This window comes from Rhizobium sp. K102, assembly GCF_022385315.1.
GTDB lineage: Bacteria > Pseudomonadota > Alphaproteobacteria > Rhizobiales > Rhizobiaceae > Rhizobium > Rhizobium croatiense.
Window position 1 is genome coordinate 2,621,437 of sequence record NZ_CP092436.1, and the last position, 26,384, is coordinate 2,647,820.

Here is a 26,384-nt window from a genome sequence, read left to right on the forward strand (position 1 = left end):
CCTTTGCGCGTTCGACCGGCGGGGCGGAAAACCGGGGCGGCACCAGGCCAAGATCAGGCGAATGCAACTTACGGAAATAGAATGTGATAACTCCGGAAACCCCTCACACATTTTTCCGCCATGCTCTAAGGTGAAAACCTTCGGTTCCTGAAATCACTTGTTTTGCCTCGTTCTAATCGAATAAAGCGGTACAAGGAAAAGTAAGAAAGAGCGCCGCCCGTGACACATCCGCCGAAGACCCCTCTGCTCGACCAGGTCACTTACCCTGCCGACCTGCGCAAGCTCGAGGATCGCGACCTGCCGCAGCTCGCCCGCGAGGTCCGCGACGAAATGATCGATGCGGTGTCGCGCACCGGCGGTCATCTCGGCGCCGGTCTTGGCGTGGTCGAGCTGACGATCGCCATTCACAGCGTCTTCGACACGCCTGACGACCGGCTGATCTTCGATGTCGGCCATCAATGCTATCCGCACAAGATCCTCACCGGCCGGCGCGACCGCATCCGCACGCTGCGCCAGGAAAACGGGCTGTCCGGCTTCACCCGCCGGGCCGAAAGCGAATATGATCCGTTCGGGGCGGCGCATTCCTCGACCTCGATTTCGGCCGGCCTCGGCATGGCGATCGCCGCCGATCTCGACAAGACCGACCGCCGCGTCATCGCCGTCATCGGCGACGGGGCGATGTCGGCCGGCATGGCCTATGAGGCGCTGAACAATGCCGGCGCGCTCGATGCGCGCCTCATCGTCATCCTCAACGACAACGACATGTCGATCGCGCCGCCGACAGGGGCAATGAGCGCCTATCTCGCCCGCCTCGCCTCGGGGCGCACCTATATGGGCTTCCGCGATTTCGGCAAGAAGCTGACGGCCTATCTCGGCAAGAATATCGATCGCGCCATCACCCGCGCCGTCGAGCATGCTCGCGGCTACGTCACCGGCGGCACCATGTTCGAGGAGATGGGCTTCTACCATATCGGGCCGATCGACGGGCATTCCTTCGACCATCTGCTGCCGGTGCTGCGCAATGTGCGCGACAATGCCCGCGGCCCGGTGCTGATCCATGTGGTCACCCAGAAGGGCAAGGGCTATCCGCCGGCCGAAGCCGCGGCCGACAAATATCACGGCGTCAACAAGTTCGACGTCATCACCGGCGCCCAGGCGCGGGTCAAACCGAACGCGCCGAGCTATACCAGCGTCTTTGCCGAAGCGCTGGTGCAGGAAGCGGCCCTCGACGACAAGATCGTCGGCATCACCGCCGCCATGCCGAATGGTACCGGCCTCGACAAGCTCGCCGAGGCCTTCCCGTCGCGCTGCTTCGATGTCGGCATTGCCGAACAGCATGCGGTGACCTTCGCCGCCGGCCTTGCGGCCGAGGGCTACAAGCCGTTCGCGGCGCTCTATTCCACCTTCCTGCAGCGCGCTTACGACCAGGTCGTGCACGACGTGGCGATCCAGGGACTGCCCGTGCGTTTTCCGATCGATCGCGCCGGCTTCGTCGGTGCCGACGGCCCGACCCATGCCGGCTCCTTCGACACCGCCTTCCTCGCCACCCTGCCCGGCTTCGTGGTGATGGCGGCGGCCGACGAGGCCGAACTCAAACACATGGTACGCACGGCCGCCGCCTATGACGCCGGGCCGATCTCCTTCCGTTATCCGCGTGGCGAAGGCGTCGGCGTCGACATGCCGGCGCGCGGCGAAATCCTGCAGATCGGCAAGGGCCGCATCGTCAAGGAAGGCACCAAGGTAGCCCTGCTTTCCTTCGGCACCCGGCTTGCCGACTGTCTGCTTGCCGCCGAGGATCTCGAGGCCGCCGGCCTGTCGACGACGGTCGCCGATGCGCGATTCGCCAAGCCGCTCGACCACGATCTGATCCGCCAGCTTGCCCGCCACCACGAGATGGTGATCACCGTCGAAGAAGGCTCCGTCGGCGGCTTCGGCAGCCAGGTGATGCAATATCTCTCAAGTGAAGGCCTGCTCGACAACGGCCTGAAGATCCGCTCGCTCGTCATGCCCGACATCTGGATGGAGCAGGCCAAGCCGGAAGCGATGAACGCCCATGCCGGTTTGGATCGGGCCGGGATCGTCTCGACCGTATTCCGGGCGCTGGGCCGCGGCGTGGCGGTTGGGGTTGCGGGATAATGATTGGTGAGGGTGTGCCGTGTAAGGGCCCCTCATCCGCCTGCCGGCACCGCCCGGGGTCGAGCCACGGGTCTCGACCCGTCCTTCGGACCCCGCAACCGGGGCGAAGGAAGATATCCGCAGCGTCTCCCTCCCCGCCAACCTCTCGCAGGGCACGTCCCCTCGTCTCGTTTACGGGGGTCCGGCGGACGGGTCGAGACTAGTGGCTCGACCCTGGCAAAGGTTAGGGTGAGGGGCAGCCGCTTGCTCCCTCTATGCAGTTCCAGCCTATAAAAACGGCGCATCTCCTGCGCCCGTCCATCGCTGTACTTGCTCCAGCAGCGACCCCACCCTCAGTCATGCTCGGCCTTGAGCCGAGCATCCAAACCGCATCCACCAGCGCGGGTGGCATGGATCCTCGGCTCAAGGCCGAGGATGACGGAGAGTGAGGAGATGTCCCAGCCAAACGCGTCGTCGGCGCAGTGGATCGCTGTATGGTTCTCGTGTTTTCTGCGGTCCCTCCAACGAAAAAAGGGCGGCGCATTCCTGCACCGCCCTCTTCACTTAACATTCCATCCCGGGTCCTCTCAGAACTCCGTCCAGTCTTCCTGCACCGCAACCGCGGCCGTTGCCTGGCGGCCGCCGAAGGCTTTGGTGACCTTGCCGGCGAGTGCGCGGGCCGGAGAGGCGACCGGGCGGGAGGCCGGCGTTGCGGCGGCGGTCTTCGGGGCCGGACCGGCAAGCTGGGTGCCGAGCTTGAACTGGCGCAACAGTTCATCCAGGGCGCTTGCCTCGCCGGCGAGCGCATGGCTCGCCGCAGTCTGTTCCTCGACCATGGCCGCATTCTGCTGCGTGCCCTGATCCATGTTGTTGACGGCGGTGTTGATCTCCTGCAGCCCGATCGACTGCTCGCGCGTGGCGGTGACGATCGCATTGACGTTGCGGTTGATCTCCTGCACCTCGGCGACGATCGCTTCGAGCGCCTTGCCGGTCTCGCCGACCAGCGACACGCCGGTCTGCACATGCGTGCCTGATGTGGTGATCAGGTCCTTGATCTCCTTGGCGGCCTTGGCGGAACGCTGGGCGAGTTCGCGCACCTCCTGGGCGACGACGGCAAAACCCTTGCCGGCCTCACCGGCACGCGCCGCCTCGACACCGGCGTTCAGCGCCAAGAGGTTGGTCTGGAAGGCGATGTCGTCGATCACGCCGATGATGTTCGAGATTTCGCCCGAGGATTTTTCGATCTGCTGCATGGCCGAGACGGCCCTGCGGACGACGTCGCCGGATTTTTCGGCGCCGAGGCGGGTGCGCTCGACGAGATTGCCGACATCCTCGGCGCGTTTGGCGCTGTCGCGCACCGTCGTCGTCACCTCTTCGAGCGCTGCTGCAGTCTGTTCGACGGCGGCGGCCTGCTGCTCGGTGCGGTGGGCAAGATCGTCGGCGGCCGAGCGGATCTCGCCGGCGCCGGCATTGATCGCCGAAGCGTTGCGGCCGACCGACTCGAGTGCGGCCTGCAGCTTTTCGACGGCATTGTTGAAGTCGTTGCGCAGGCTGTCATATTGCGGCGCGAACGGCGTCTGGATGCGGGCGGCGACATCGCCGACGGCAAGGCCGGCTAGACCGCCGGCCAAGGCGTCGACGGCATAGCGCAGCTCGCCTTCCTCGCGCGCCTTCTGCTCGTCGCTTGCCTGGCGCTGGCGCTCGGCGTCACCGCGCATGCGGTCGGTCTCGCCGGCAAGACGCAGCTTCTCGATCGCCGCCTGCTTGAACACCAGGACGGACTGGGCCATGCGGCCGATTTCGTCGCCGCGCTCGACAGCCGGCACCTCGAGATCGTTCTGACCACCGGCAAGGCGATCCATGGCCGCGGTCATGCCGACGACCGGGCGGACAATGGTGCGCGACATCAGCCAGGCGAGTACGGCGGCGGCAAGCGAGGCGACGATGCCGCCGGCGATCAGCGTCATCTTCAGATCGCTGTTGGCATCGGCGCGGATGGCGGCGAGCGCATTCGACTTTTCGCGGGCGGTGGCCTTGATCTTGGCGGACGCCTGGCGGAAACCGTCGAGCTGACCCTTGGTGGCGTTGACGCCGATCTTGACGACCTCTTCGATCGGCATGTCGGTTTCCTTGCGCGCCTTGGTCTGCGGCTCGGCAAGCTCATGGAAATAGAGGTCGGCGGCCTTCTGCATGCCGTCGATCATCTCGACCAGCTGCGGCTCGGCCGCGGCCGTCTGCTTGGCGGCGGCGATCGCCTTCAGCATGCGCTCGCGGTTGGCGAAGACATCGCCGTAAGTGCTGTCGCTGCGGAAGAGGATGAAGCCGCGCAGGTTGACCGCCTGCTCGAGCATCGCCTGCAGCGCATCGTCGATCTGGTTGACGAGCAGCTCCGATTTTCCCTGCTCGGCGGACGCGGCCGCCGACGCCGTTGCCTTGGAATAGACGAAGGCGGAGACGGACATGAAGATCAGAATGAGGGCTGCGAACGTCGCCGCAAGCTTCCCATTCAAGGATATGTTTTTAGCGGACATCGGTGAATTTCTCCTGACGACAGTCGACGCGGCGAGAGACAGGTCGCGCCAATGCGCAACCGCCAAGATTTTTCAATAGGAAACATGATCGGCGTAATGACGCCCTGCGCCTTCATGGCGCCAGAGAGGTTCGAGCGAACCGCTGCAATCGAGCCGACCCTATGCGGGCAGGCTTTAAATTTGCTTAAATGCGCGCTGCAGCCACGGCGAGCCCGACGATTATCTGCTTCCGGCGTCCGAAAGCTCCGACGGTCATGGCGATCCTGGAACAAAATGCTTGCAACCGGCGGCTTTGCCGGTCATTCACAGCCGATGTCCGATCAAAACAGCCAACGCCTCGACCAGCTGCTCGTCTCCCGCGGCCTCTTTGCCAGCCGCTCGCGGGCGCGTGACGCCGTGCAGCGCGGCACCGTCCGGATCGCCGGCCAGGTGGTGACGAAGGCCGGCGCGCTCTTTGGCGCCGACGCCGATATTGCCATTGACGATCCGGCGCAGGATTACGTCTCGCGCGCCGCATTGAAGCTTGCTAGCGCCCTCGACCATTTCCGGCTCGACCCGGCCGGCCATCACTGTCTCGATATCGGCGCGTCCACAGGCGGCTTCACCGAGGTGCTACTGCAGCGGGGTGCGGCGCATGTCACGGCGATCGATGTCGGCCACGGGCAGATGCATCCGCGCATCTCAGGCGACCCGCGGGTGACAAACCGGGAAGGCCTCAACGCCCGCAACCTGACGGCCGAGGATATCGGCCACCCCGCCAGCTTCATCGTCTCCGATGTCTCATTCATCTCACTGAAGCTCGCGCTGGCGCCGGCTCTTGATATCGCCTCGCCGGGCGCCATCGCCGTGCTGCTGGTCAAGCCGCAGTTCGAGGCCGGGCGCGAAGCGATCGGCAAGGGCGGACTGTTGAAGGACCCCGCCTCTGCGCCCGCCGTCGCTGCCGAACTGGAGCGCTGGTTCGCCGAGGACATGGGCTGGAAAAGCCTCGGCCTCATCCCCTCCCCGATTGCCGGCGGCGACGGCAATCAGGAATTCCTTCTGGCAGGATTGAAACCGTGAGCACCGAAACCGTCACCATCGAGAAGCTCGGCGCCCAGGGCGACGGCATTGCCGGCAGCGCCGCCGGACCGGTCTATGTGCCCTTTTCCCTTCCCGGGGAAACGGTGGCGATCGCCCGCGTCAAAAGTCAGGGCACGATCATGTCGATCACGACGCCCTCGCCCGACCGGCAGGAGCCGCCTTGCCGGCATTTCGGTCCCGACGGCGTTAACGGCACCTGCGGCGGCTGCACGCTGCAGCATCTGGCGGATGCCCCCTACCGCGCCTTCAAGCGGCAGCTGGTGGTCGATGCACTCAAATCCAAGGGGCTGACGCCGGAGGTCAATGAGATCGTTCCGGCCCGGCCGGGCGAGCGCCGGCGCGTGGTGTTTGCGGCGCGCAAGACCGAGAAGGATATGTTGATCGGCTTCAACCAGGCCGAAAGCCATCATATCGTCGCCATCGAGGAATGTCCGATCTCGTCGGCAGGGATCGTCGCCCGGCTGCCGGCGATCAAGGCGATTGCCGCAGCGCTGGCGACCAGCGCCGAACCCTTCCGGGTCGCGGTGCTCGAGACGCTATCCGGCCTCGATATAGCAGCCGACGACATCAAGAAACTCCCCGACCCGCAGCGGCGCAAGGCGATCGAGACCGTGCTCGGCCTGCGCGGCATCGCCCGTGTGACTGTGAACGGCGAAATCCTCGTCGAGCCGGCCAAGCCGCTTATCGATTTCGGCGGCGTCGAGGTTTCGCCGCCGCCCGGCGGCTTCGCCCAGGCGACCAAGCCGGCGGAAGAGGCAATGGCGGAGCTGGTGCTTGCCCATGCCGGCAAGGCCAAGCGGATCGCCGATCTCTTCGCCGGCACCGGCACGTTTTCGCTGCGGCTGGCCCGCATCGGCCGCGTGCATGCGGTCGAGGCCGAGGCAGCGGCGCTCGCCGCACTCGACCAGGCCGCCCGCAAGACCCAGGGGCTGAAGCCGGTGAGCGTCGAAAAACGCGACCTCTTCCGCCGCCCTTTGATGACGCAGGAGTTCAAGCCCTTTGACATGGTCGTCTTCGACCCGCCACGCGCCGGCGCGGAGTTTCAGTGCAAGGAACTTGCCCGCTCAGGCGTGAAGAAGATCGCAGCCGTCAGCTGCAATCCGCTGACGCTGGCGCGCGACCTTCAGATCCTCGTCGAGGGCGGCTACCGCATTACCGGGGTGACGCCAATCGACCAGTTCCTCTGGACCTCGCATGTCGAGGTGGTAGCGACGCTGGAGAAATAGGCCGCTGCCTCACGCTTGGCGGCCGAAGCGATCGCGACATCCAGAGCGTCAAACACATCTCATCGATCGCCCGGTTCGCTTCCCCGCTGCAAACTCATGCGCATTGGCCGCGTTCCGAGCTTTGCACCCGTGACGGCATCGATTGCGATCGGCTCGATCTCCGATCCTGACTCGACATCGACATAGCGGGCGAGTTCGCCATCGCAATGGCGGTGCGCCCAAGCCCCGATCATCATCAGCACAGGCAGAAAATCGCGACCTGCTTCCGTGAGGACATATTCTTCGCGGGGCGGCCGTTCGGAATAGAGGCGCTTCTCCAGCAGACCGTCCTCCGTCAGCGCCTTGAGACGCTTCGTCAGCATGGTCGGCACGATGCCGAGGCTCTTCCTGAACTGGTCGAAGCGGGTGAGGCCCGTATGGGCGTCGCGCAAAACGAGAATGCTCCACGCATCGCCGACGGATTGAAGGCCGCGGGCGACCGGGCATCGGGGAATCGGATTATTTTTCATTTAGTATCTTTTCGATAGTGACACGATATCGAAAAGATAGTAACAGATCGGCCAACGATGATCCACTCTTTTGGAAGCTGACAATATGACCGACAGAAACAGAAGCGTTGCACTGGTCACCGGTGCATCCTCAGGCATCGGCCTTGCAACCGCGGAATCTCTGGTGAAGGCCGGCTACCGCGTGTTCGGGACCAGCCGCAAACCGGCCGCCAACAGGCCCGGGATAACGATGTTGATCTGTGATGTGGCCGAGGAAGCCTCGGTGCAGGCGGCTGTTGCGGAGGTCGTGCGGCAAACCGGCCGGCTCGATCTCGTCGTCAATAATGCCGGCATCGGCCTCATCGGCGGCGCGGAAGAATCCTCCATCGCCCAGGCCCAGCGGCTTTTCGACGTCAACGTCTTCGGCGTGGCGCGCGTCGCCAATGCGGTACTTCCGGTCATGAGGAAGCAAAAGAGCGGCCGGATCATCAACATGAGCTCGATCCTCGGCCTCATCCCGGCTCCGTACAACGCCTTCTATGCCTCGACCAAACATGCGCTCGAGGGCTACTCGGAATCGCTCGATCATGAAGTGCGCAACTTCGGCATTCGTGTTGTTCTCGTCCAACCCGGCGTCACCAGAACATCCTTCGAGGAAAATCTGACGCGAGCAGACCAACCTCTTCCGGTCTATGCTTCGGAACGCGCCCGCAGCGAAGCGCTGATGCGCAAGTGGGTGGAGACGGGCGACGCGCCTGAGGTCGTCGCCGACATGGTCGTGAAAGCCGCAACCGCGAAGAAGCCGAAGCTGCGCTATTCCGCCGGCAAGCAGTCGCGTCAGGTCCGCTCGCTTCGCCGCTACCTGCCGGAGCGGCTGGTCGACAGCCTCCTGCGTAAGGTCAACGAGTTTCCGGCCTCGGTCTGACGCGTTAATCGAGGATAGGATTCAGATTTCAAGCCGACAGGCTTAAACTCATCCTATCCTCGGCCAAGGAAACCGATTCCGAATGCGCAAGACCAAAAGACGCAATCCTTACTATGCGGGCCCGGTGTCCGATCACTTCGACGGAACGTACTTCTTCAATCCCGAAGGTATCGAGCCGCTTGGTTTCCGCGAACTCTTGCGATGGCAATTCGGCGGCGGCCGCGAGCGGTGGCCGCGGTCGGTCCCAAGTCCATTTGCGGCGGCAAAACCGGGTCCAAGCGTAGACGGCGAAGGCCTGCGGGTGACCATGGTTGGGCATGCAACAATGCTGGTGCAGGTCGCCGGGCTCAATATTCTCACCGATCCGGTGTGGTCGGAGCGCGTCAGCCCCTTCACCTTTGCCGGACCCAGACGCGTCGTCGAACCGGGCATCGCGTTCGATGATTTGCCGCCGATCGATCTCGTGCTGGTATCGCACAATCATTATGACCATCTCGATATCGCAACGCTCAAACGCTTGCATGCGAAGCATCGGCCGCGTGTCGTGACGCCGCTCGGCAACGACACGATCATCCGCCGCGCCGTGCCCGATCTGCAGACGACATCGATGGACTGGGGCGAGCGCATCTCGCACGCCGGAATAAGCATCGATGCGGAGCCTGCCCACCATTGGTCCGCCCGCGGAACCGCCGATCGCCGGATGGCGCTCTGGGCCTCGTTCGTCTTGTCGACGCCAGCCGGCAAGATCTATCACGTCGGCGATACGGGCTTTCACCACGGCATCAATTACAAAGCGGTACAGCGGAAACACGGCGGCTTTCGCCTGGCCATCTTACCGTTCGGCGCCTATGAGCCGCGATGGTTCATGAAAGGGCAGCACCAGAATCCTGAGGAGGCGGTGATCGGGATGAAGTTGGCAAATGCGGCCTATGTGGCCGGGCATCACTTCGCCACGTTCCAACTGACGAATGAAGCGGTCGATGCGCCGGTACGAGCGTTGCAAGACGCGATGCGCGAGCATGATATTGCCTCGGACCGGTTCCGGCCGCTCAGGGCCGGAGAGGTCTTCAATGTGCCGATGGTATAATCGGTATCGGTTTGCCCCCAGGCCGCCGTTCATCGGCCCATGAAGGCTTCGAAGGCCGCCCGGGCTTCGGCGCTTTTCAGGCGCGCGGCGAAATGACGGGCCTCGACATCGATGCGGGCGATGATCTCTTCGCGGGAGCCGCAAATGAGATCGCGGGCGATCTTCAAGGCTTCCGGTGGCTTGGCTGCGAGTTTCGCAGCCGCGGCAAGTGCGGCATTCTCCACCTCGTCCGGCGTCGTTACCTTCCAGATGAGGCCGGCCTCGCGGGCTTCCTCGGCGCTGAAGGCCTCGCCGGCGGCCAGCATGGCAAAGGCGCGCTGGTGGCCCATCACACGCGGCGCGATCAGGCTGGAAGCCGCTTCCGGCACCAAAGCCAGATCGACGAAAGGCGTGCGGAACTGGCTGCGGTCGGAGGCGATCGTCAGGTCGCAATGCAGGTTGAGGGTGGTGCCGATGCCGATCGCCAGGCCGTCGACCCCTGACACCAGCGGCTTTTCGGATCTGGCGAGCGCATAGAGGAAATCGATCAGCTCGTCTCCCATGCTGCCGCCCATGGCAGTGGCAAGAAAATCGCCGATATCGTTGCCGGCCGAGAAGCTGCCTTCGGTGCCGAGAAAGACCGTCACTCTGATATTCGCGTCCCCATTGGCGGCGGTGAGCGCATCGGTCATGGTGCGATACATCGCCCGTGTGAAGGCGTTCTTCTTTTCCGGCCGGTTGAAGCGAATGAGCTGAACGCCGGGATGGGCGGAAGGCTGCTCGACGATGATGTGGTCGGTCATAGGATCTCCTCAGAACTCATGGGGCCTGTCAGGCAAGCAGGATGCGGGCGGCGGCGAGGCTCGCCGCGCCGTTGACGACCCGGTCGCGAAGGGCCGTGGTCTCGGCAAGCAGGTTTTCGGCGGCGAAGCGGCAGAGCGCGATGCGGCCCTCGCCTTTGCCGTCGCCGCTTTCGGCCAGAGCACCCTTAGCGAGATAACAGCCGGTGAGCACGAGGCCGAACAGGCGCTGATAGGGAGTGGCCCCGGCTAGCGCCTCGGCGGCCCTCCCATCGGTAAGTGCTGCCAGAAGCCAGGCGGTCGTCTCTTCGAGATCTGAAATCGCGGCGCCGAGTCTGGCGGCAGTCTCGCCGAAACCATCGAGATTGGAGCGGCCGACAGCCTCGGCGATCACCTTCAATTCGGCGATGAAGCCCATGACCTGATCGCCGCCGGAAAGCGGCAGCTTGCGGGTGACGAGGTCGATCGCCTGGATGCCGTTGGTGCCCTCATAGATCGGCGCGATGCGGGCATCACGCAGATAACGCGCGGCACCCGTCTCCTCGATGAAGCCCATGCCGCCATGCACCTGAATGCCGAGCGAGGCGACCTCGACGCCGGCATCGGTTGAAAACGACTTCGCGATCGGAGTCAAAAGCGCGGCGCGCTCCTGCCAATGGCGGCTATCGCCTGCCCGGCGCGACATGTCGAGCGCATGGGCGCACGTATAGGAGATGGCGCGCGAACCTTGGGTCAGCGCCTTCATGGTGAGCAGCATACGGGCGACGTCGGGATGGTCGACGATCGGGCTCATGCCGGCGCCGGTCGAACCCGGCGCCCTGCCCTGCGTGCGTTCCCTGGCATAGGCCAGCGCCTTCTGGGTGGCCGCCTCCGAGATCGCCACGCCCTGCATGCCGACGGCGAGACGCGCATTGTTCATCATCGTGAACATGCAGGCGAGCCCCTTGTTCTCCTCGCCGACCAGCCAGCCGATCGCACCCTTTTCGCCGCCGAACCGGCCGTCGCCATAGATCATCGTGCAGGTCGGCGAACCGTGGATGCCGAGCTTGTGTTCCAGGGAATGGCAGAAGAGATCGTTGCGGGCACCAAGCGAACCGTCGTCGTTCACCAGGAATTTCGGCACGAGGAAGAGCGAGATGCCGCGTGTGCCGGCCGGCGCATCCGGCAGCCGGGCCAGCACCAAGTGGATGATATTGTCGGCCGCGTCATGCTCGCCCCAGGTGATGAAGATCTTCTGGCCAAAGATGCGGTAGCTGCCGTCGGCGCGCCGCTCGGCGCGGGCTTTCAGCACGCCGAGATCGGAGCCGGCATGCGGCTCCGTCAGGTTCATCGTGCCGGTCCATTCGCCGGACACCATCTTTGCCAGATATTTGTCTTTCAGCGCGGCACTGCCATGCGTGCTGACCGCCTCGATGGCGCCCATCGTCAGCGTCGGGGCGAGCGCAAAGGCCATGGACCCGGAATTCCACATTTCCAACGCCGCGACATTCAGCATGTCGGGAAGGGCCTGGCCGCCGAAGGCTTCGGGCGCCGTCAGCCCGTTCCAGCCGCCGGCGATCCAGTTGCGGTAAAGATCGCGCCAGCCATCCGGCAGACTGACTTTGCCGTCGATGAGGCGGGCGCCCTGGCGGTCGCCGATGTCGGCGAGCGGCGCCACCTCCTCTGTGGCAAAACGTCCCGCCTCCGAGAGGATGGCGTCGACCAGATCTTCGCCGAGATCGCCGAAAAGACCGTTCGACAGCGCCTCCCCCATATCCGCTACATGCTTCAACGTGAACGCGATTTCCTCGACGGGCGCCTTATACATGCTTTCTCCTCCATGGGACCGGCCTGCACTTCGTGCAAAGCCCCTCCGAGGCAAGGGCTAATTGATTTTTACGTAAACGTCAATTTCGATTTCCCGGCCTGGCGTGCGATAGTTTACCCGACATGGCGGTTTGCTCTTGCGCAGTTGCACAAATGGACGTCATGGAGAATTTCTAGAATGACATCGCCTTCGCAAAGGACCGGCGAACAATGGATACATTGCCCGTCACCATCCCCGGTTTCGTCTGGGCCTATCGTTTCTCGCCGGATGACAAGACCGCGGTGCGGCTGAACAACAGCGCGACGGTGGCGGAGCTGACCGCCGACAACTGTTTCTACTGGCTGCATCTCAACCTGGTCGACGCCCGCGTGCCGGCTTTGCTCGAGACGCTCGACGGGTTGACCGAGGACGCCAAATCGGCGCTGACGACGCATGACACGCATGCGGCGATCACCGTCGACGAGCAGATGCTCTACGGCACGCTCGTCGACTGCCAGCGCGATTTCGCCCAGGACACCAACAATCTCGGCTGGCTGCATTTCGCCATGTCCGACCGCTTCATCATCACCACGCGGCTGCAGCCGCTGCGCAGCGTCGAGCGGGCGCGCGGGCTGATCGAGAAGAACCCGGGCAAATTTGCGCGGCCGGTCGATCTCTTCGAACTGCTGGTGATCGAGTTTCAGCGCACGCTGATCGCCATCGTCATCGAACTCACCGAAGAGCTGAACCAGATCGAGGATATCGTCTACGACAACGCCCCGCGCGACGAGCGCCGCCGGCTGGCGCCGGTGCGGCGAACCGTGGTGCGGCTGCATCGCCATCTGCGCACGGTGTTGGCGCTGATGCGCCGGGCGGCGGCGACCGATGAAGACGAGATGCCCTTCGGCTTCGACGACGTGGCGCGGCGGCTGACGAGCCGGCTGGAAACGGTCGACCACGATATCTATGCGCTGCAGGATCGGGCGCGCCTGCTGCACGAAGAAATCGATTCGAAACAATCCTCCGAAACCAACCGCCACCTCTATCTGCTGTCGATCATGACCGCCTTCCTGCTGCCGCCGACGCTGGTGACCGGCTTTTTCGGCATGAACACCGCCAACCTGCCCTTCGCCATCGGCGACTACGGCACGGAATACGCCGTCATCCTCATCGTCGGCTCCGTCGCGCTTGCCTGGTGGCTGCTGCGGCGGGTGAACATTCTTTGAATGTGAGAGGTGCTCTGACTGCTGGGGCTTTTCCGTGGCTATTCCAGCAAAGCTCAAGGTGCTTGCCGCGGAGCTTCCCCGCCCTCCGTCATCCTCGGCCTTGAGCCGAGGATCCACCCCGATCTCCATCAGCAGCAGGCATGGATCCTCGGCTCAAGGCCGAGGATGACGGAGGGTGGGGTGATGCTCCGGCCAACTCTTCCGTCGAAGCAGCACGGGGCGCCGCCACTTTCAGTATTGCGACCGCTTCCTCCATCTGATGTTTGGCCTCGGCGATGGCGGGCAATTCCATCGATCGACGCTCGGATGATCGGCTGGTTCATGCCGCCACCTCGCCCGGAACGGTTCTTGCACGGTTACTAATATATTTACCGTGGGGAGACCTAATGTCATGAAATGGTGCACATCCGGAGAGTTTGCCCCTCTGATGCTCGTTGTGAGTGGGCCGGAAAAATACAAGCTCGTCGCAACTCTCGTGCAGGCCGCCGAGATGCTGACCGTTGGCTGGCCAATCGACGATGGAGAAGAATATCTCATGGCGATTATGGCTTGCCGGGACGCAATACACGGGGAGATTCCGGCTCAGGCTGCGCGAGCAGCGCTTATCCGTGCCGCCGACGAAGCTGGCATTTCGGTAATCACTGTCGTTCACTGAGCTTCGCAGCCGACGATGAAATGGGCTCACGGGCTCTTGCATGCCGGCCTCTCTTTCCCCTGCATGCGCAGGTCCATGAGCGGCTGCTGGTACCGTCCGGCGTGGTGACTCGGGCTTGGTCAGCTGAGCCGATAGTCATGTTTCAAAACGAAAGCCGACGGACGGGAGCCGTCCAACACAGTCGCTGCGCAATCGTGTCTCCCGCTGCGGGCGCTTCTGACCCGGATATCTCAGGGAATTAGGCGCAGAGCTTACCCCACCCTCCGTCATCCTCGGGCTTGACCCGAGGATCCACCTTGGCCTCCATCAGCAGCGGGCATGGATCCTCGGCTCGAGGCCGAGGATGGCGGAGTAACCAACTCGCGTCGCGCTTCCCTTACCTCACCTCAATAAGGCGAATAGCACTGCTGGCGGGGGCCGTTGTAGGGCTGGAAGGTGTTGTCGTAGGCGCGATAGGAGCGGTAGCGGTTGGCGCACCAGGCCACGTGGCTTGAACCCATCCGGGGTCCCGGCGCGACGTAACGCGGCTGCGCGGCAATGGCACCACCGATGACCGCGCCGGCGCCGAAGGCGGCGAGCGGGTACCAGTAGCCGTTATAGCGGCGATAGCCCGGGCGGTAATAGCTGTAGCCGCGATAGCCGCCGTACCAGCCGGGGCGGTAATAGGCGCCGGGGCGATAGCCGGGCCGGTAATAGTCGCGGCGATAATAGCGGCGGTATTGGACCTCCTCGACGGCGGAGGATTTCTCCACCTGCGGGGCGGTGGGCATCTGGATTGCCTGCGACGGGGCAAAGCCCGTCAGCACGACGGCGGCAGTGAGAATTGCAGTCGCGATTTTGTTTTTCAGCCCGATCATTCTTCTCTCCCATTCAACGGCGATCACCGCCTGCCACGCAACGCGTTCGTGGCTGAATGGTTCCGAGAGCAGCCGGGGACCGGCTGCGTTTCTGTTTTAGATCGGCGGATCTGAACCGGCCTTAATTGCAGGCGACATGCATCAGGCGACGGCGGAGATCTTCGCCTGGTCGCCCTGCAGCCGGTTCACCATGAAGTTCGAATACCATTCGAGGAACTGCATAACGCCGCCCTCGTGCAGGGAAGAATAGGGGCCGGGCTCGTAGGCGGGCGAGTGGATGCCGAAGGCATTCTCTTCGACGATGCGGCGATCCTGATCGTTGGTCTCGGTCCAGACATGCGTCAGTTCCTCGAGATTGTAATCCACGCCCTCGACCGCGTCCTTATGGACGAGCCACTTGGTCGTCACCGCCGTCTCATTGGCGCTGAGCGGCAGCACGCGGAAGGAGATGGCATGGTCGCCGAGCAGATGGTTCCAGGTCGTCGGATAGTGGAAGAGCAGCATGGTGCCGATATGGCTGATCGAGATATCGTCGGCGATCCGGCGCTTGACGGCCGGCTTGCCGGACATGGTGTAGCTCTCGGCATCTTCGATCAACGGCATGCGGGCGGTACGGAACTGACCGTCCGGGGAAATCTGGAACTTGCTCGGCAGGCCGGCGGCCTCGCAGCGCGCCCAATGGCCGGCGATTTCGGGATCGTCGGCGCCGCCGTCGGTGCCGGTGACGCTCGGCGCTTCGGGATAGGTGCGGCAGAGTTCGGGGTGATTGGCGGCGCAGTGATAGCACTCGCGGTTGTTTTCCCAGACGAGTTTCCAGTTGCCCTTCTCGATGATCGTGCTCTGGAAGGCGACCTTGGTCTCGCCGATCCGATGCGGCGCCATGTAGGGCTCGACCTTGTCGCGCACCGTCTGGAAATCCGGGGCGGTGTCGGCGAGGCAGATGAAGATATAGCCGGCCACGCTTTCGCAATGGACGGGCTTCAGGTTGAAGCCGGTCTTGTCGAAATCATCGCCCATATGGCGGGCGAAGGCGAGCTTGCCGTCGAGATCATAGGTCCACTGATGATAGGGGCAGACGAGACGCACGGAGGAGCCGTGCTCCTTGGTGCAGACGCGCGAGCCGCGATGGCGACAGCTATTGTGGAAGGCGCGGATGACATTGTCGCGGCCGCGCACGATGACGACGGGATAGCGGCCGATCTGGACGGTGAAATAGGCTCCCGGCTTCGGCAGCTCGCAATCATGGCCCATGAACAGCCAGTCGCGATAATAGATCATCTCCATGTCGAGCTGGAAATAATCCTCGTCGATGTAGAACGGCTGCTCGAGGCTGAAGCCCTCACGGCGGTTCTTGAGCTGACGCAAAACGTTGCTGCGAATATCCATCTTCATATCCTCGTGCATCCGGCTGCCGCCGTTAAGCGGGAAGAACCGCGGAAGCGCGCCCGCTTCCTTCTCCTTTTGGAGAATTGTTCATGGCGTCATTTAATCACCGAGCCCGCCTGCTGCTTGGTTGCAATGCGACATCGGCTTCGAAATTGACGACAGGATGCGGCAAGGCTGTGACGGCCCGCCCCAATTGATCGCATCGCCGACTCTCCGGGCAATTATCGTCAATTGCGACATGGCGTAAAGCCCCGTTTCACAAAGAGGTCGGCTGCCGGATGCCGATCGCCGTCGCATTTGCGACATCCCTTCACACCTGCCGGCAGCCGGTGGCCGGCCGAAACCATGTTAACACCGCCTTAAGCATAGGACCCTATCCTTGCGATGAATCAGACCGACCGAAGAACGCGAACCATGGCCAGACTCCGCTATTTCGATGCGAAGGACACCAGCAGATTGCGGGAGCCGCAGCCGATTGCCGCCCATTCCGAATTCCTGCGCACCGGCCGCATCCCGCGCGAACGGCGGCACTGGCTGGCAGAGGAAAAGCGCTACCTCACCCATGACGAGGTCGCGGCAAAGACCGGCCGCAAGCTGCAGGTGGCCGGCGAAAAAACGCATCAGCACATCAACGGCTTTCACCACTCGATCCAGTTTCCGAAGATGGTCTTCCACCGGACGCTGGAGGACAGCCCGCATCTCGGCTATTGCCATGTTACCGCCGCGCGCACGAAGTTCGCCCATTATGACGAGGTGAGCTGGGCCTTTTATATTGCGAATTTCTATTCCGACATCGGCGACAACGACAATTTCTTCCAACGCATCGACGTCGGCTATTCCCGCATGTATTTCGCCGTCGCGATAAAACCGGGCGAGGATTCCTCCGAAAGGATGACCATCGACCGGTCGGTGCGCGGCAATGGGTTGCTCTTCCGCACCCACGACCCACAGGCGGCGATCCGCAACGTCCTGCTGCTCGGTGCCCGCAACGAACAGCTGCGCGAAATCATCCGGCAGCTATAACAGCGATTGATCGGCGGCGATGGAAAGCCTAATGACTGCCGGGATCAATCCGGGCAGCACATGGCACGCATCATCGACATAGAGGCAGACAGGCAGGCGGCGCTCGAAGCGGCCTCAGCCGCTCTTGCCGACGGCTTCGCCATCGCCATGCCGACCGAGACCGTCTACGGCCTTGCGGCCGACGCCACCAACCCCGCCGCCATCACCCGCATCTACGAGACGAAGGGCCGGCCGCGCTTCAATCCGCTGATCTGTCACATGGCCGACCTTGCCATGGCCGAACACCATGCCGAGTTCGATCCGGTGTCGCGAGCGCTCGCCGAAGCCTTTTGGCCCGGTCCGCTGACGCTTGTGTTGCCGCTCAAGGCCGAAAGCCCGATCCATTCGCTGGCGACCGCCGGTCTCGACAGCGTCGGCGTGCGCGTGCCGAAGGGTTTCGCCGGCGCCCTGATCGGCGCCTTCGGCCGGCCGCTCGCAGCCCCGAGCGCCAATACCTCGGGCGCCATCAGCGCGACGAGTGCTGCCCATGTCGAGGCCGATCTCGGCGCGAAGATTCCGTTGATCCTCGATGCGGGCCCGAGCACGGTCGGCGTCGAATCGACGATCGTCAAGGTGGAGGGCGACCGGGTGAGGCTGCTTCGGCCCGGCGGCCTCGCGGCGCGGGAAATCGAGCGTGTCGCCGGCAGGCCGCTGCTGCGGGCCAAAAAGGCATCGGCGGCCATCGAGGCGCCTGGCATGCTCGCCTCGCATTATGCGCCGGGCGCCAGCGTGCGTCTCAATGCGAGCGCGGTGGAACCCGGCGAGGCGCTGATCGCCTTCGGCGGCGCGGCGATCGAAGGCGCGCGCGACGCACGCATCGTTCTCGACCTCAGCCCGCGCGGCGATCTTGCGGAAGCGGCGGCCAATCTTTTCGACTACATGAAACGGGCCGATGCCAGCGGCGTTTCGAGCATCGCCTTTTCGCCCATTCCAGACGACGGCCTGGGCGAGGCGATCAACGACCGCCTGCAAAGGGCTGCCGCCCCGCGCCACTGACAGAGCCGATAGAAGCGACAGAGGATCGACCCGATGAGCAGCCCCGGCATTTCCACCGATCTTCTCGACCGCTTCGCCGCCATCGTCGGCGACAAATACGCGCTGCGTGGCGAGGCCGACCTGGCGCCGCATCTGATCGAAAACCGCGGGCTCTACCACGGCTCCTCCCTCTCCTCTTAAAGCCCGGCTCGGTCGAGGAGGTTTCTGATATCATGAAGCTCGCCACCGAGACCGGAACCGCAATCGTGCCGCAGACCGGCAATACCGGCCTCGTCGGCGGCCAGACGCCGCGCGCGGGCCAGTCCGATATCATCCTGTCGCTGGAGCGCATGAATAGGATTCGCGATGTCGATCCGGTGGCCAACGTGCTGGTCGCCGACGGCGGCGCCATTCTTGCCGATGTGCAGAAGGCAGCCGAGGCGCATGGGCGGCTGTTTCCACTGTCGCTCGGCTCGGAGGGCTCCTGCCGCATCGGCGGCAATCTCTCCACCAATGCCGGCGGCACGGCAGTGCTGGCCTACGGCAATATGCGCCAGCTCTGCCTCGGCCTCGAAGTGGTGCTGCCGACCGGCGAGGTCTGGGATGGCCTGCGCCGGCTGAAGAAGGACAATACCGGCTACGACCTGCGCGATCTCTTCATTGGCGCCGAAGGCACGCTCGGCATCATCACCGGCGCGGTGCTGAAGCTGTTTCCCCAGCCGCTCGGCCATCAGGTGGCATTCGCCGGCCTCAATTCGGTCGAGGACGCGCTGGGTCTCTTCAACCTTGCCGCCAGCCTCTGCGGCACCTCGCTCACCGGATTCGAGCTGATGCCGCGTTTCGGCGTCGAGATCACCACGCGCCATATCGACGGGGTGCGCGATCCGCTGGAAGCGGCCTATCCCTGGTACGTGCTGATCGATATTTCGACGTCGGATTCGGCCGAGACGGCGGAGCGGATGATGAACGGCGTGCTCGAACAGGGTTTTGAGGCCGGTCTGGTGCTCGATGCGGCGATCGCCTCATCCGTCGCCCAGCAGAAGGCCATCTGGCACATGCGCGAGAGCATGTCGGATGCCCAGAAGCCGGAAGGCGGATCGATCAAGCACGACGTCTCCGTGCCGGTGTCGAGGATCCCGCATTTCATCGCCGAGGCCGAAGAGGCCGTCATGGCGGCGATGCCCGGAGCCCGCATCTGTGCCTTCGGCCATATGGGCGACGGCAATATCCATTACAATATTTCCCAGCCGGTCGGCGCCGACAAGGCGGCCTTCATCGCCCGCTGGCGCGAAATGAACCACATCGTGCACGGGCTGGTGCTCGCCCATGGCGGTTCGATCTCGGCCGAACACGGCATCGGCCAACTGAAACGCGACGAACTGGCGGCGATCCGGCCGGCGATCGAAATCGAGCTGATGCGCCGGATTAAGCGGGCCTTCGATCCGGCTGGTGTCATGAACCCTGGAAAAGTCGTCAGCCTCGACGTTTAAAGATGGCGGTCGGGGAGAGGACAGCCCCTCATCCGCCTGCCGGCACCGACCGGGGTCGAGCCGTGACCTCTCCGTCCCGCGCCAACGTCTCGCAGGGCACGTCCTCTCTCCCGTCAGAACGGGGAGAGGGTTAGGGTGAGGGGCAAATCATTGAAACTGAAGAGCAATAGGACTGCTATCAGCCGCCGCCAGTCAGGATCTGCAGCGCCGGCGATTGCTGGGTGCTGTTCTGGACGTCGTACATCGCGGTGAAGCGGCGCAGCAGCTTGTCGACCTTCTTCGGATCCTGGAGATCCTCGAGCTTGACGAAGCGGTTAATGAGGTCGGCCTGCTTGGCGACGTCCATGCCGGAGATCTGCGACGGCAGGCTGTAGGCTGTCGTGATCACCTGATACAGAGCCTTGTCGCCGAGGATCGAAAAGATCGAGGTGATGCTGGAGGCCTTGCGGCTGAAATAGAGCGCCAGGCGGACGCCATCATTACTTTCGCCCTGCTGGGTTTCCAGCGTCTGCTGGAGGTAAAGCTCCTGGGTGTTCTCCTCGGCCGCCTTGTTCTGGATCGTGCCGATCTTGGCACGGGTCAGATTGCCGTCCTTGTCGAAGTTGAAGGCGGCTACGATATCCTTGAAGCGAGCATCGGCCTTGGTGTTGAGGTAGCTTTTCTTGTCGTCGGGATCTGAGGTGAAGATCTTCTTCAGCGTCGCCTTGTCGTAATCCTTGGGATCGAGGTTGTTCGCCTTCAGCACCAGATCGGTGAGGCGACTGTCGTCCAGGAAATCGTCGAGCGACTTCACCTTGGCCATGGTCTTGGCGAAATAATCCACCTCGGCGGTCGCGTCCTTCGCCGCCTTGTCCTTTACCGGGCCGGCCTTCAGCAGCATGGTCATATGCGCCTTGTAGTCGGTGGCGTATTTGGCCATGGTCGCGTCGGGAAGCGCCTGGAAGGGTGAAGCCGCCTTGCCGTCCGGGCCGAAGTTGAAGGCGCGGGCGAGATTGGTGATGCGTTCGTCCTTCAGCGAGGCGACATAGCCGTTCGGGTCGTAGGCATCGCTCGTCAGGATCTTGCGCATCATCGAGCGCGACACCTCCTGGTCCGTCAGGCCGAAGGCTTGCAGCGCCACATGAAAGGGATCCGGCAGATTGTCGTTGCTCTTGGTGAAGTCGGCAGAGGCATTGGTGCGCAGAAAATCATTGACGCTGTCGATTTCGGAGAAATCGAGCAGACTGGTGCTGTCGGCCATCATGCTCTTGTAGTTGGAAGCGACCTCGGCGATGGCCTCGTCGCGCTCGTCGTCATAGCGCGCCATATAGTTGTCATTGGTGGTCTGCGCCTGAGCGGCGGTCTGGACCGAGCTGACGGCTGGAAGCGAGCCATCGGCAGCAAAGTTGAAATCGGCATTGAGATCGGCGTAGCCGGCTGCGGCGGCCGCCGTCGAATCGGTGAGGATACCCTTCAGTTCGGCGTCCGAGATGTCGAACGGCAGATTGTAGGTGCTTTTCAGGAAATTGGTGATGGCCGGATCGGCGATGAGATCATCGACATTGGCGATCGTCCCCATCCTGGCGGAATAGTCGTTCGTACGCGCTGTGGCGGCAATTTTGATGTTGGTGACCTGGCTGTCCGTTTGCGCCGGCATGCCGTCCTCGAGCGTGCCGTCCGCCTTGAAATTGAAGGCGGCAGCAACGTCGGCATAGGTGCCGGTGCCGCTCTGATCGGTCAGGATATCGCGAAGAGCGAGGTCGGTGACGGTCGAAGGAATGCCGAAGGCGTTGCGGACGAAATTGTTCAGCTTCTGGTCAGCCAGCAATTGATCGACATTGGAAATACCGGCGATGGTCGCCTGGTAATAGACAGCCGCGTCATCGGCCTTGCTGGCAGTGCTCGCGCTTTGCGCGGCCGTCTGCGCGGAATAGAGGGTCGCGACCGAGCCGTCCGTCTTGAAATTGAAGAGATCGTGGACATCGCTGTAGCCCTGGGCGCTGGCCGCCGCAGGATCGACGAGGAAGGTTCTCAACGTCGCATCGGAGACGCTGTCCGCGATCTGCATGCTGTTTCTGATATAGCTGACGGCAATCGGATCGGACATGATGTCGTCGACATTGGTGACACTGGCGATCATGCTGTTGAAGTGCGTCGCATTCGCCGCCGACTTGTCGGTGGTCGACTGACGCTGCGTGTCGGTCTGGATCACGGAACCGTTGATCGAGCCATCCGCATTGAAGTTGAAATCGGCATTGAGGCCGGCCTTCCCCTGGGCGGCGGCATAGGCCGAGTCGGTCAGGATGTTCTTAAGCTCGGCATTGCTGAAATTCACGCCGAGGCCATAGGCGTCCTTGATGTAGCGCGCCAGCACGCTGTCGGCGAGCAGGTCGTCGACATTGGTGATGCTGCTCGATTGCGAGGTCACGCTATAATAGTTGGTGGTGCTTGACGCGGCCGACTTCAACTGGTTCGCCTGCTCAACCGACTGGACGCGCGCCGTGTTCGAGGTCGAACCGTCAGACTTGAAATTGAAAGCATTGTAGACGTTGGTAAAGCCCATCAGCTGGGCATAGCCGGGATCGGTCAGCACTGTGCGCAGCGCTGCCGCGGTGAAATCAGCCCCCATGCTGTAGGCTGTCTTGATGTAGGAGGTCAGCCGGCTGTCGGCGACCAGATCGTCGACATTGGTGATCGTACCGATCTTGGCGGTGTAGTAGGCCTGGTTGTATTCGGCCGCCGTCTTGCCGACATAGTAGACATCGGAGCCGACCGAATTGTCGATGATGACCGACTGGGAATTCAGCGTGTAGGTCTCGATGACAGACGCCTTCTGCGCCGCCGTCTGCGCCGTACCGGTGACGGTACCGTCGGCATTGAAGCTGAACTGGGCGGCAAGCGCCTTGTACTTGTCGCCGCCTTGCGTGTTGACGATGCTCGTGGGGTCGCTCAGATCGCTCGTCAGCACCTGCCGCAGAAAATCCTTCGACGCATAGGTGGGATCGATTTTGAACGTTTTCAGCACGTAGGTGCGTAGCCGCGTGTTGTTGACCAGGTCGTCGACCGTCTGCACGCTGTCGATATTGTTGCTGTAATAGGTGCTCTCGGTAGCCGCAGCCTTGTCGGCATCGACAAAGGACTGCTTGTAGAGGCCGATGAGCTCGTCCTCCTGGGCGTCCGTCTGCACGTCCTTCTCGGGCGCGTTGAAATTGAAGGCGGCAGCAAATTCGCGGTAGCGCGTATCGGAGAGCTTGTTGGCGTAGCTGTCGGGGTCGGTCAGATCGCTCTCCAGCACCTTCTTCATGAAGGCCTTGGCATAGGTCATGTCCTCAAGACCATAGGCCTTCATGGCATAGCTGTAGAGCTTGTAGTCGCCGAGGAAATCGTCGACATTCGTGACCTTGTTGATATGGTCGGCGTAGTACTGTGCATCCTTCTTGACCGTCGCCTGCGACGCAACCTTGTTGAGGCTCGACGTCATATCCTTCGACAGGATCGAATAAGCGAGGGAAGCCGTAATCATCAAAAGCGCCCTTTTGGCAAAATCTCTAAAAGAACGACAAACTGCCGGTAAGCCCATTTTGCCACGCAAAACTTACCCGAGACTTACCTCCGGGTTGCGTCATTTCGGGACGGCACAGCGTTCACCTTCCGGAAACCCTGCCGGATTCGGTTTTGATAACCATCAGGGGAGGCAAAGTTTTCTTAACCGCAATTTTTAAGCTGTACGGAAGGGCGCCCGCCTATTGTCGGCCATAGAGGACGAAAAGTCCCGAGGAGAAGACCGCAAACCGGCTCTCAGGTAAGACAAGGGTAGAATGAAATGAACAATCCCGTTTTGAAGCCCGCTTGGGCTGGCACGACGCTGCGTCTCGATCCGTCCCGCTTCCCGCAGCAGGTCAGCTACGCCATCCATGATTGTTCGGATGACGTCAGCATCACCATAGACGAACGCGGCGCGGTCCTGCGCAAAGTCCTTCCCTCCAGCGGCCTGCCGCTCTCCATTGCCCTGCCGAAGCGAGTTCTTCAAGGGTGTCGCCGCCCGCGCCATCGACCATGGCGACGGCGAAGTGACCGTCACGCTCGAACTCCATCATGCCGACCCGGAGCTCTGCATTCCGCTGCTGGTCGCCCATGATCTCAGCGATATCGCCGCCGATTGGCGCAGCTGGTCCGAGGCCTTCCGCATTCCGATGCTGATGGTCGAGGCCGACGGCGTCGCGCGGCCGCTCGAAGATCATATCGGCGCCCTGCGCACCGGCGATCTGAAGCCGCGCCGCCGCCATTCCTACTTCGCCAATCGCCGTCCGCGCTTCCTGGTCCGCCGCACCACCGGCCAGCTCGGCGTCGCCATGCGGATCGAAGGCAAGGAAATTATCGCCCGCAACTGAGCGATATGGCGACACTACGTTTTCGCAAGCCTTTGAAACCCGGCGCCCGCGCCGGGTTTTGTCGTTTTTCGCGTCGCTCCATTCAGGGAATGGCGAAGAGCAGCGAGACGAAGAGGCCGAAGAAGATGATCAGGCCGACGCGGTTGTTCGACTTGAAGAGCGCCAGGCATTGGGCGGCATCCTCGATATCGAGCCGGACGATCTGCCAGGCGAACATGCCGGCCGCGCCGAGCAGCGCCAGAAACGCGATGAGATTGGCGCCGGCAAGCGCGAAGGCCGCAAACATCAGCACCAGCGTCAGCCCGTAAAGGCCGATCAGCCACGCCCTTGTCCTGTCGCCGAACAGGCGGGCGGTGGAGCGGACGCCGATCAGCTCGTCATCCTCCTTGTCCTGATGGGCGTAGATCGTGTCGTAACCGATCGTCCAGGCGACGGAGGCGGCATAAAGCAGGACGGAGGCGACTGAAATTCCACCGAGAATGCCGGCCCAGCCCATCAGCGCGCCCCAGGAAAAGGCAAGCCCGAGGTAGAATTGCGGCCAATCGGTGAAGCGTTTGGCATAGGGATACAGTGCGACGATGCCGAGCGAGAGCAGGCCGAGGAAGACGGTGAACCAGTTGAACTGCAAGAGCACGAAAAGCCCGACCAGCGCCTGCAGGCCGATGAAGATTTTCGCGTGGGCGCGCGTGACGCGGCCGGAGGGAAGCGGGCGCGAACGGGTGCGCGCCACCTGCATGTCGATCTCGTGATCGACGAGATCGTTGTAGGTGCAGCCGGCGCCGCGCATGGCGACGGCGCCGATGAAATAGAGGAAAAGGTGGGAGACCAGCAGGCTGCCGGAATAGACCCCTTCGTCGATCGCCGCATTGGCGGCAAGGGTCGCCGACCAGAAACACGGCCACATCAGCAGCTGCCAGCCGATGGGGCGGTCCCAGCGGGCGAGTTGCGCATAGGGCCATAGCCATGGCGGCAGGATCCGGTAGACCCAGTTGTCGGAAGGCGCGTCCGAGACGCGGTCGTTGAAATCGCCAGTATCTTGCATGCCGCCATCTAGCGACCGGCCGGCGATCCGGTCAAGAAGCATCGCCGCCTGTCACGTGCATGCCTTTTGGATCGGACTCGATTCAAAGATTAATTATGCGGCGATTCAAATCCTGCAGCGCCCGCGCAACTGAAGAGACGCGCGGGCGCCGGTAATCACTGCAGCGAAAAATTGAACTTGTAGGTCGCCGAAACGCCGATCAGGAGCTGGTTCTTCGAGCCGCGCTCGCGCACCAGGCTGCTGTCGGCGGCGGGACCCGCCAGCCGCTTGTACTCAAGGAAGGAGCTTGCCGACAGGTTTTCGGTCGCCTTCCATGTCAGCGCCGCGCCGGCGCCATAGGATTGAATGCCCGAGGAGGGTTTGTAGGGATCGAGGCCGCTTGCTGCGGCGTGCTTGGCGCTGACGCCGTAATAGGCGTCGTAATAGCCGCTTGTCGCAAATGTCGCGCGCGGACCGCCCGACAGCTGCAAGTCGGGTGCAATATCGGTGAAGGCATCGACGGCAAGATCAGCGACGACGCCGTCATGGGAGCGGATGCCCTGGCGAACTTCGGCACGGGCGCGCAGGAAATCGGTCGGATAGACCTCGACAAAACCGCCGGCCTCAGCACCCCATTTGACCTTCCTCAAGCCCTTGAGCTCATGGCCATCGCCATCATCGCGCGACGGCACGAACCTGCCGACGATGCCGGCGCGGAAGGCGCCCTTGTCGATCAGGGCGAAGGAGGGATTGTCGTTGCGCGAGGAAAAGCGCGGGCCGGCGCCCTGCCGGCCGACCGAGATCAACGGGCTGAACTTGAACTCGTTGCGCGAGGCGCCCTCGAATTTCGGAGCGGAAAAGCCGGCGACGCCGACATTCAGATACCAGTCGCCCGACCAGAAATGCTGGCCGCTGTCCTGTGCTGCCGCGGGAGCGAAGGATGAAAAGGCAATAATGAAAGAGATCGATACTACTGATCGATGAAACACGTCGGCACTCCAGAAAACGCAAAAACAAAGCCGCGGAGGGCGGCGGTGGCTGAGACTTATCCCGATGTTGTTACCTCAATGTTAACCACGGGGGCGAGATTGCGCGGCATCCATATTTAGGAGATCCGCGAGGGCTGCCCCTCATCCGGCTGCCGCCACCCGTAAACGGGGCGAAGGGGACACGCGGCGAGCTCTCCGTTCCACCCATCTCGCGAGGCACGTCCCCTCTCCCCGTTTCAACGGGGGTCCGAAGGACGGGTCGAGACCAGTGGCTCGACCCCGGCAAGGTTAGGGTGAGGGGCAGCCTACGGATCCCAACAAGAAGCTCACCCGCAT

The 26,384-nt window shown here is 62.9% G+C and carries 18 protein-coding genes and 2 pseudogenes; 11 read left to right on the forward strand and 9 right to left on the reverse strand.

Translation table 11 applies throughout. The features are described from left to right. The first annotated feature begins 219 nt into the window (after positions 1 to 219). Entirely contained in the window at positions 220 to 2,136 is a 1,917-nt protein-coding gene (dxs, locus tag MHI61_RS19025; RefSeq protein WP_239790090.1) for a 1-deoxy-D-xylulose-5-phosphate synthase, read from the forward strand. 566 nt (positions 2,137 to 2,702) lie between these two features. Here dxs and MHI61_RS19030 read toward each other — a convergent pair. Beyond that, on the reverse strand, positions 2,703 to 4,646 hold the full coding sequence (locus tag MHI61_RS19030; RefSeq protein ID WP_239790091.1) for a methyl-accepting chemotaxis protein: 1,944 nt from the start codon (positions 4,644 to 4,646) through the stop codon (positions 2,703 to 2,705). Between the two features lie 312 nt (positions 4,647 to 4,958). Between MHI61_RS19030 and MHI61_RS19035 the strand changes: the two genes are divergently transcribed. Then, positions 4,959 to 5,705, forward strand: a complete 747-nt coding sequence (locus tag MHI61_RS19035; RefSeq protein ID WP_239790092.1) for a TlyA family RNA methyltransferase — start codon at positions 4,959 to 4,961, stop codon at positions 5,703 to 5,705. After that, positions 5,702 to 6,952 carry a class I SAM-dependent RNA methyltransferase gene (locus MHI61_RS19040; RefSeq protein WP_239790093.1) on the forward strand — a complete coding sequence of 417 codons (1,251 nt, stop codon included), beginning with the start codon at positions 5,702 to 5,704 and terminating at the stop codon, positions 6,950 to 6,952. Before MHI61_RS19035 ends, MHI61_RS19040 begins: the two co-directional genes overlap by 4 nt. 59 nt (positions 6,953 to 7,011) lie before the next feature. Here MHI61_RS19040 and MHI61_RS19045 read toward each other — a convergent pair whose 3' ends face one another. Further along, a complete protein-coding gene (locus MHI61_RS19045; protein WP_239790094.1) occupies positions 7,012 to 7,461 on the reverse strand; it encodes a helix-turn-helix domain-containing protein in 450 nt (149 codons plus the stop codon). A gap of 85 nt (positions 7,462 to 7,546) precedes the next feature. Here MHI61_RS19045 and MHI61_RS19050 point away from each other — a divergent pair, with 85 nt between their 5' ends. Both MHI61_RS19050 and MHI61_RS19055 read left to right on the forward strand, forming a co-directional pair. Beyond that, positions 7,547 to 8,365, forward strand: coding sequence for an oxidoreductase (locus MHI61_RS19050; RefSeq protein ID WP_239790095.1), 819 nt, complete (start codon positions 7,547 to 7,549; stop codon positions 8,363 to 8,365). Positions 8,366 to 8,447: 82 nt separating this feature from the next. Beyond that, on the forward strand, positions 8,448 to 9,452 hold the full coding sequence (locus tag MHI61_RS19055) for an MBL fold metallo-hydrolase (RefSeq protein WP_239790096.1): 1,005 nt from the start codon (positions 8,448 to 8,450) through the stop codon (positions 9,450 to 9,452). Between the two features lie 29 nt (positions 9,453 to 9,481). Here MHI61_RS19055 and MHI61_RS19060 read toward each other — a convergent pair whose 3' ends face one another. Both MHI61_RS19060 and MHI61_RS19065 read right to left on the reverse strand, forming a co-directional pair. Then, positions 9,482 to 10,234 carry a crotonase/enoyl-CoA hydratase family protein gene (locus tag MHI61_RS19060; RefSeq protein ID WP_239790097.1) on the reverse strand — a complete coding sequence of 251 codons (753 nt, stop codon included), beginning with the start codon at positions 10,232 to 10,234 and terminating at the stop codon, positions 9,482 to 9,484. A 28-nt stretch (positions 10,235 to 10,262) separates the two neighbouring features. Further along, complete coding sequence (locus tag MHI61_RS19065; protein WP_239790098.1) at positions 10,263 to 12,038, reverse strand: acyl-CoA dehydrogenase; 1,776 nt, start codon at positions 12,036 to 12,038, stop codon at positions 10,263 to 10,265. Positions 12,039 to 12,247: 209 nt separating this feature from the next. On the opposite strand from MHI61_RS19065, the gene MHI61_RS19070 reads away from it, so the two are divergent. Next, the gene (locus MHI61_RS19070) at positions 12,248 to 13,243 is read left to right on the forward strand and encodes a transporter (RefSeq protein WP_239790099.1); all 996 of its coding nucleotides are present in this window, start codon (positions 12,248 to 12,250) and stop codon (positions 13,241 to 13,243) included. Between the two features lie 391 nt (positions 13,244 to 13,634). Then, a complete protein-coding gene (locus tag MHI61_RS19075) occupies positions 13,635 to 13,898 on the forward strand; it encodes a DUF982 domain-containing protein (protein ID WP_097579992.1) in 264 nt (87 codons plus the stop codon). A 386-nt stretch (positions 13,899 to 14,284) separates the two neighbouring features. On the opposite strand, the gene MHI61_RS19080 is transcribed toward MHI61_RS19075, so the two are convergent. Both MHI61_RS19080 and MHI61_RS19085 read right to left on the reverse strand, forming a co-directional pair. Continuing rightward, on the reverse strand, positions 14,285 to 14,755 hold the full coding sequence (locus MHI61_RS19080) for a BA14K family protein (RefSeq protein ID WP_239792876.1): 471 nt from the start codon (positions 14,753 to 14,755) through the stop codon (positions 14,285 to 14,287). A gap of 141 nt (positions 14,756 to 14,896) precedes the next feature. After that, entirely contained in the window at positions 14,897 to 16,141 is a 1,245-nt protein-coding gene (locus MHI61_RS19085; protein WP_097580098.1) for an aromatic ring-hydroxylating dioxygenase subunit alpha, read from the reverse strand. A gap of 414 nt (positions 16,142 to 16,555) precedes the next feature. Here MHI61_RS19085 and MHI61_RS19090 point away from each other — a divergent pair, with 414 nt between their 5' ends. The 3 genes and pseudogenes from MHI61_RS19090 (at position 16,556) to MHI61_RS19100 (ending at position 19,668) form a co-directional block, all read left to right on the forward strand. Next, positions 16,556 to 17,164 (forward strand): DUF6656 family protein, encoded by a 609-nt coding sequence (locus tag MHI61_RS19090; RefSeq protein WP_239790100.1) that lies wholly within the window; start codon positions 16,556 to 16,558, stop codon positions 17,162 to 17,164. Positions 17,165 to 17,224: 60 nt separating this feature from the next. Beyond that, positions 17,225 to 18,199 (forward strand): L-threonylcarbamoyladenylate synthase, encoded by a 975-nt coding sequence (locus MHI61_RS19095; RefSeq protein ID WP_239790101.1) that lies wholly within the window; start codon positions 17,225 to 17,227, stop codon positions 18,197 to 18,199. Positions 18,200 to 18,232: 33 nt separating this feature from the next. Beyond that, positions 18,233 to 19,668, forward strand: a pseudogene (locus tag MHI61_RS19100) (FAD-binding oxidoreductase). A gap of 178 nt (positions 19,669 to 19,846) precedes the next feature. On the opposite strand, the gene MHI61_RS19105 reads toward MHI61_RS19100, so the two are convergent. Continuing rightward, on the reverse strand, positions 19,847 to 23,170 hold the full coding sequence (locus tag MHI61_RS19105; RefSeq protein WP_239790102.1) for a DUF1217 domain-containing protein: 3,324 nt from the start codon (positions 23,168 to 23,170) through the stop codon (positions 19,847 to 19,849). A 300-nt stretch (positions 23,171 to 23,470) separates the two neighbouring features. Between MHI61_RS19105 and MHI61_RS19110 the strand changes: the two are divergent. After that, positions 23,471 to 24,038 (forward strand): annotated as a pseudogene (locus MHI61_RS19110) (DUF6101 family protein). 82 nt (positions 24,039 to 24,120) lie between these two features. Here MHI61_RS19110 and ubiA read toward each other — a convergent pair. Continuing rightward, positions 24,121 to 25,080 (reverse strand): 4-hydroxybenzoate octaprenyltransferase, encoded by a 960-nt coding sequence (ubiA, locus tag MHI61_RS19115; RefSeq protein ID WP_239790103.1) that lies wholly within the window; start codon positions 25,078 to 25,080, stop codon positions 24,121 to 24,123. A gap of 155 nt (positions 25,081 to 25,235) precedes the next feature. Continuing rightward, entirely contained in the window at positions 25,236 to 26,048 is an 813-nt protein-coding gene (locus MHI61_RS19120) for a MipA/OmpV family protein (protein WP_239790104.1), read from the reverse strand. Between the last annotated feature and the right edge of the window lie 336 nt (positions 26,049 to 26,384).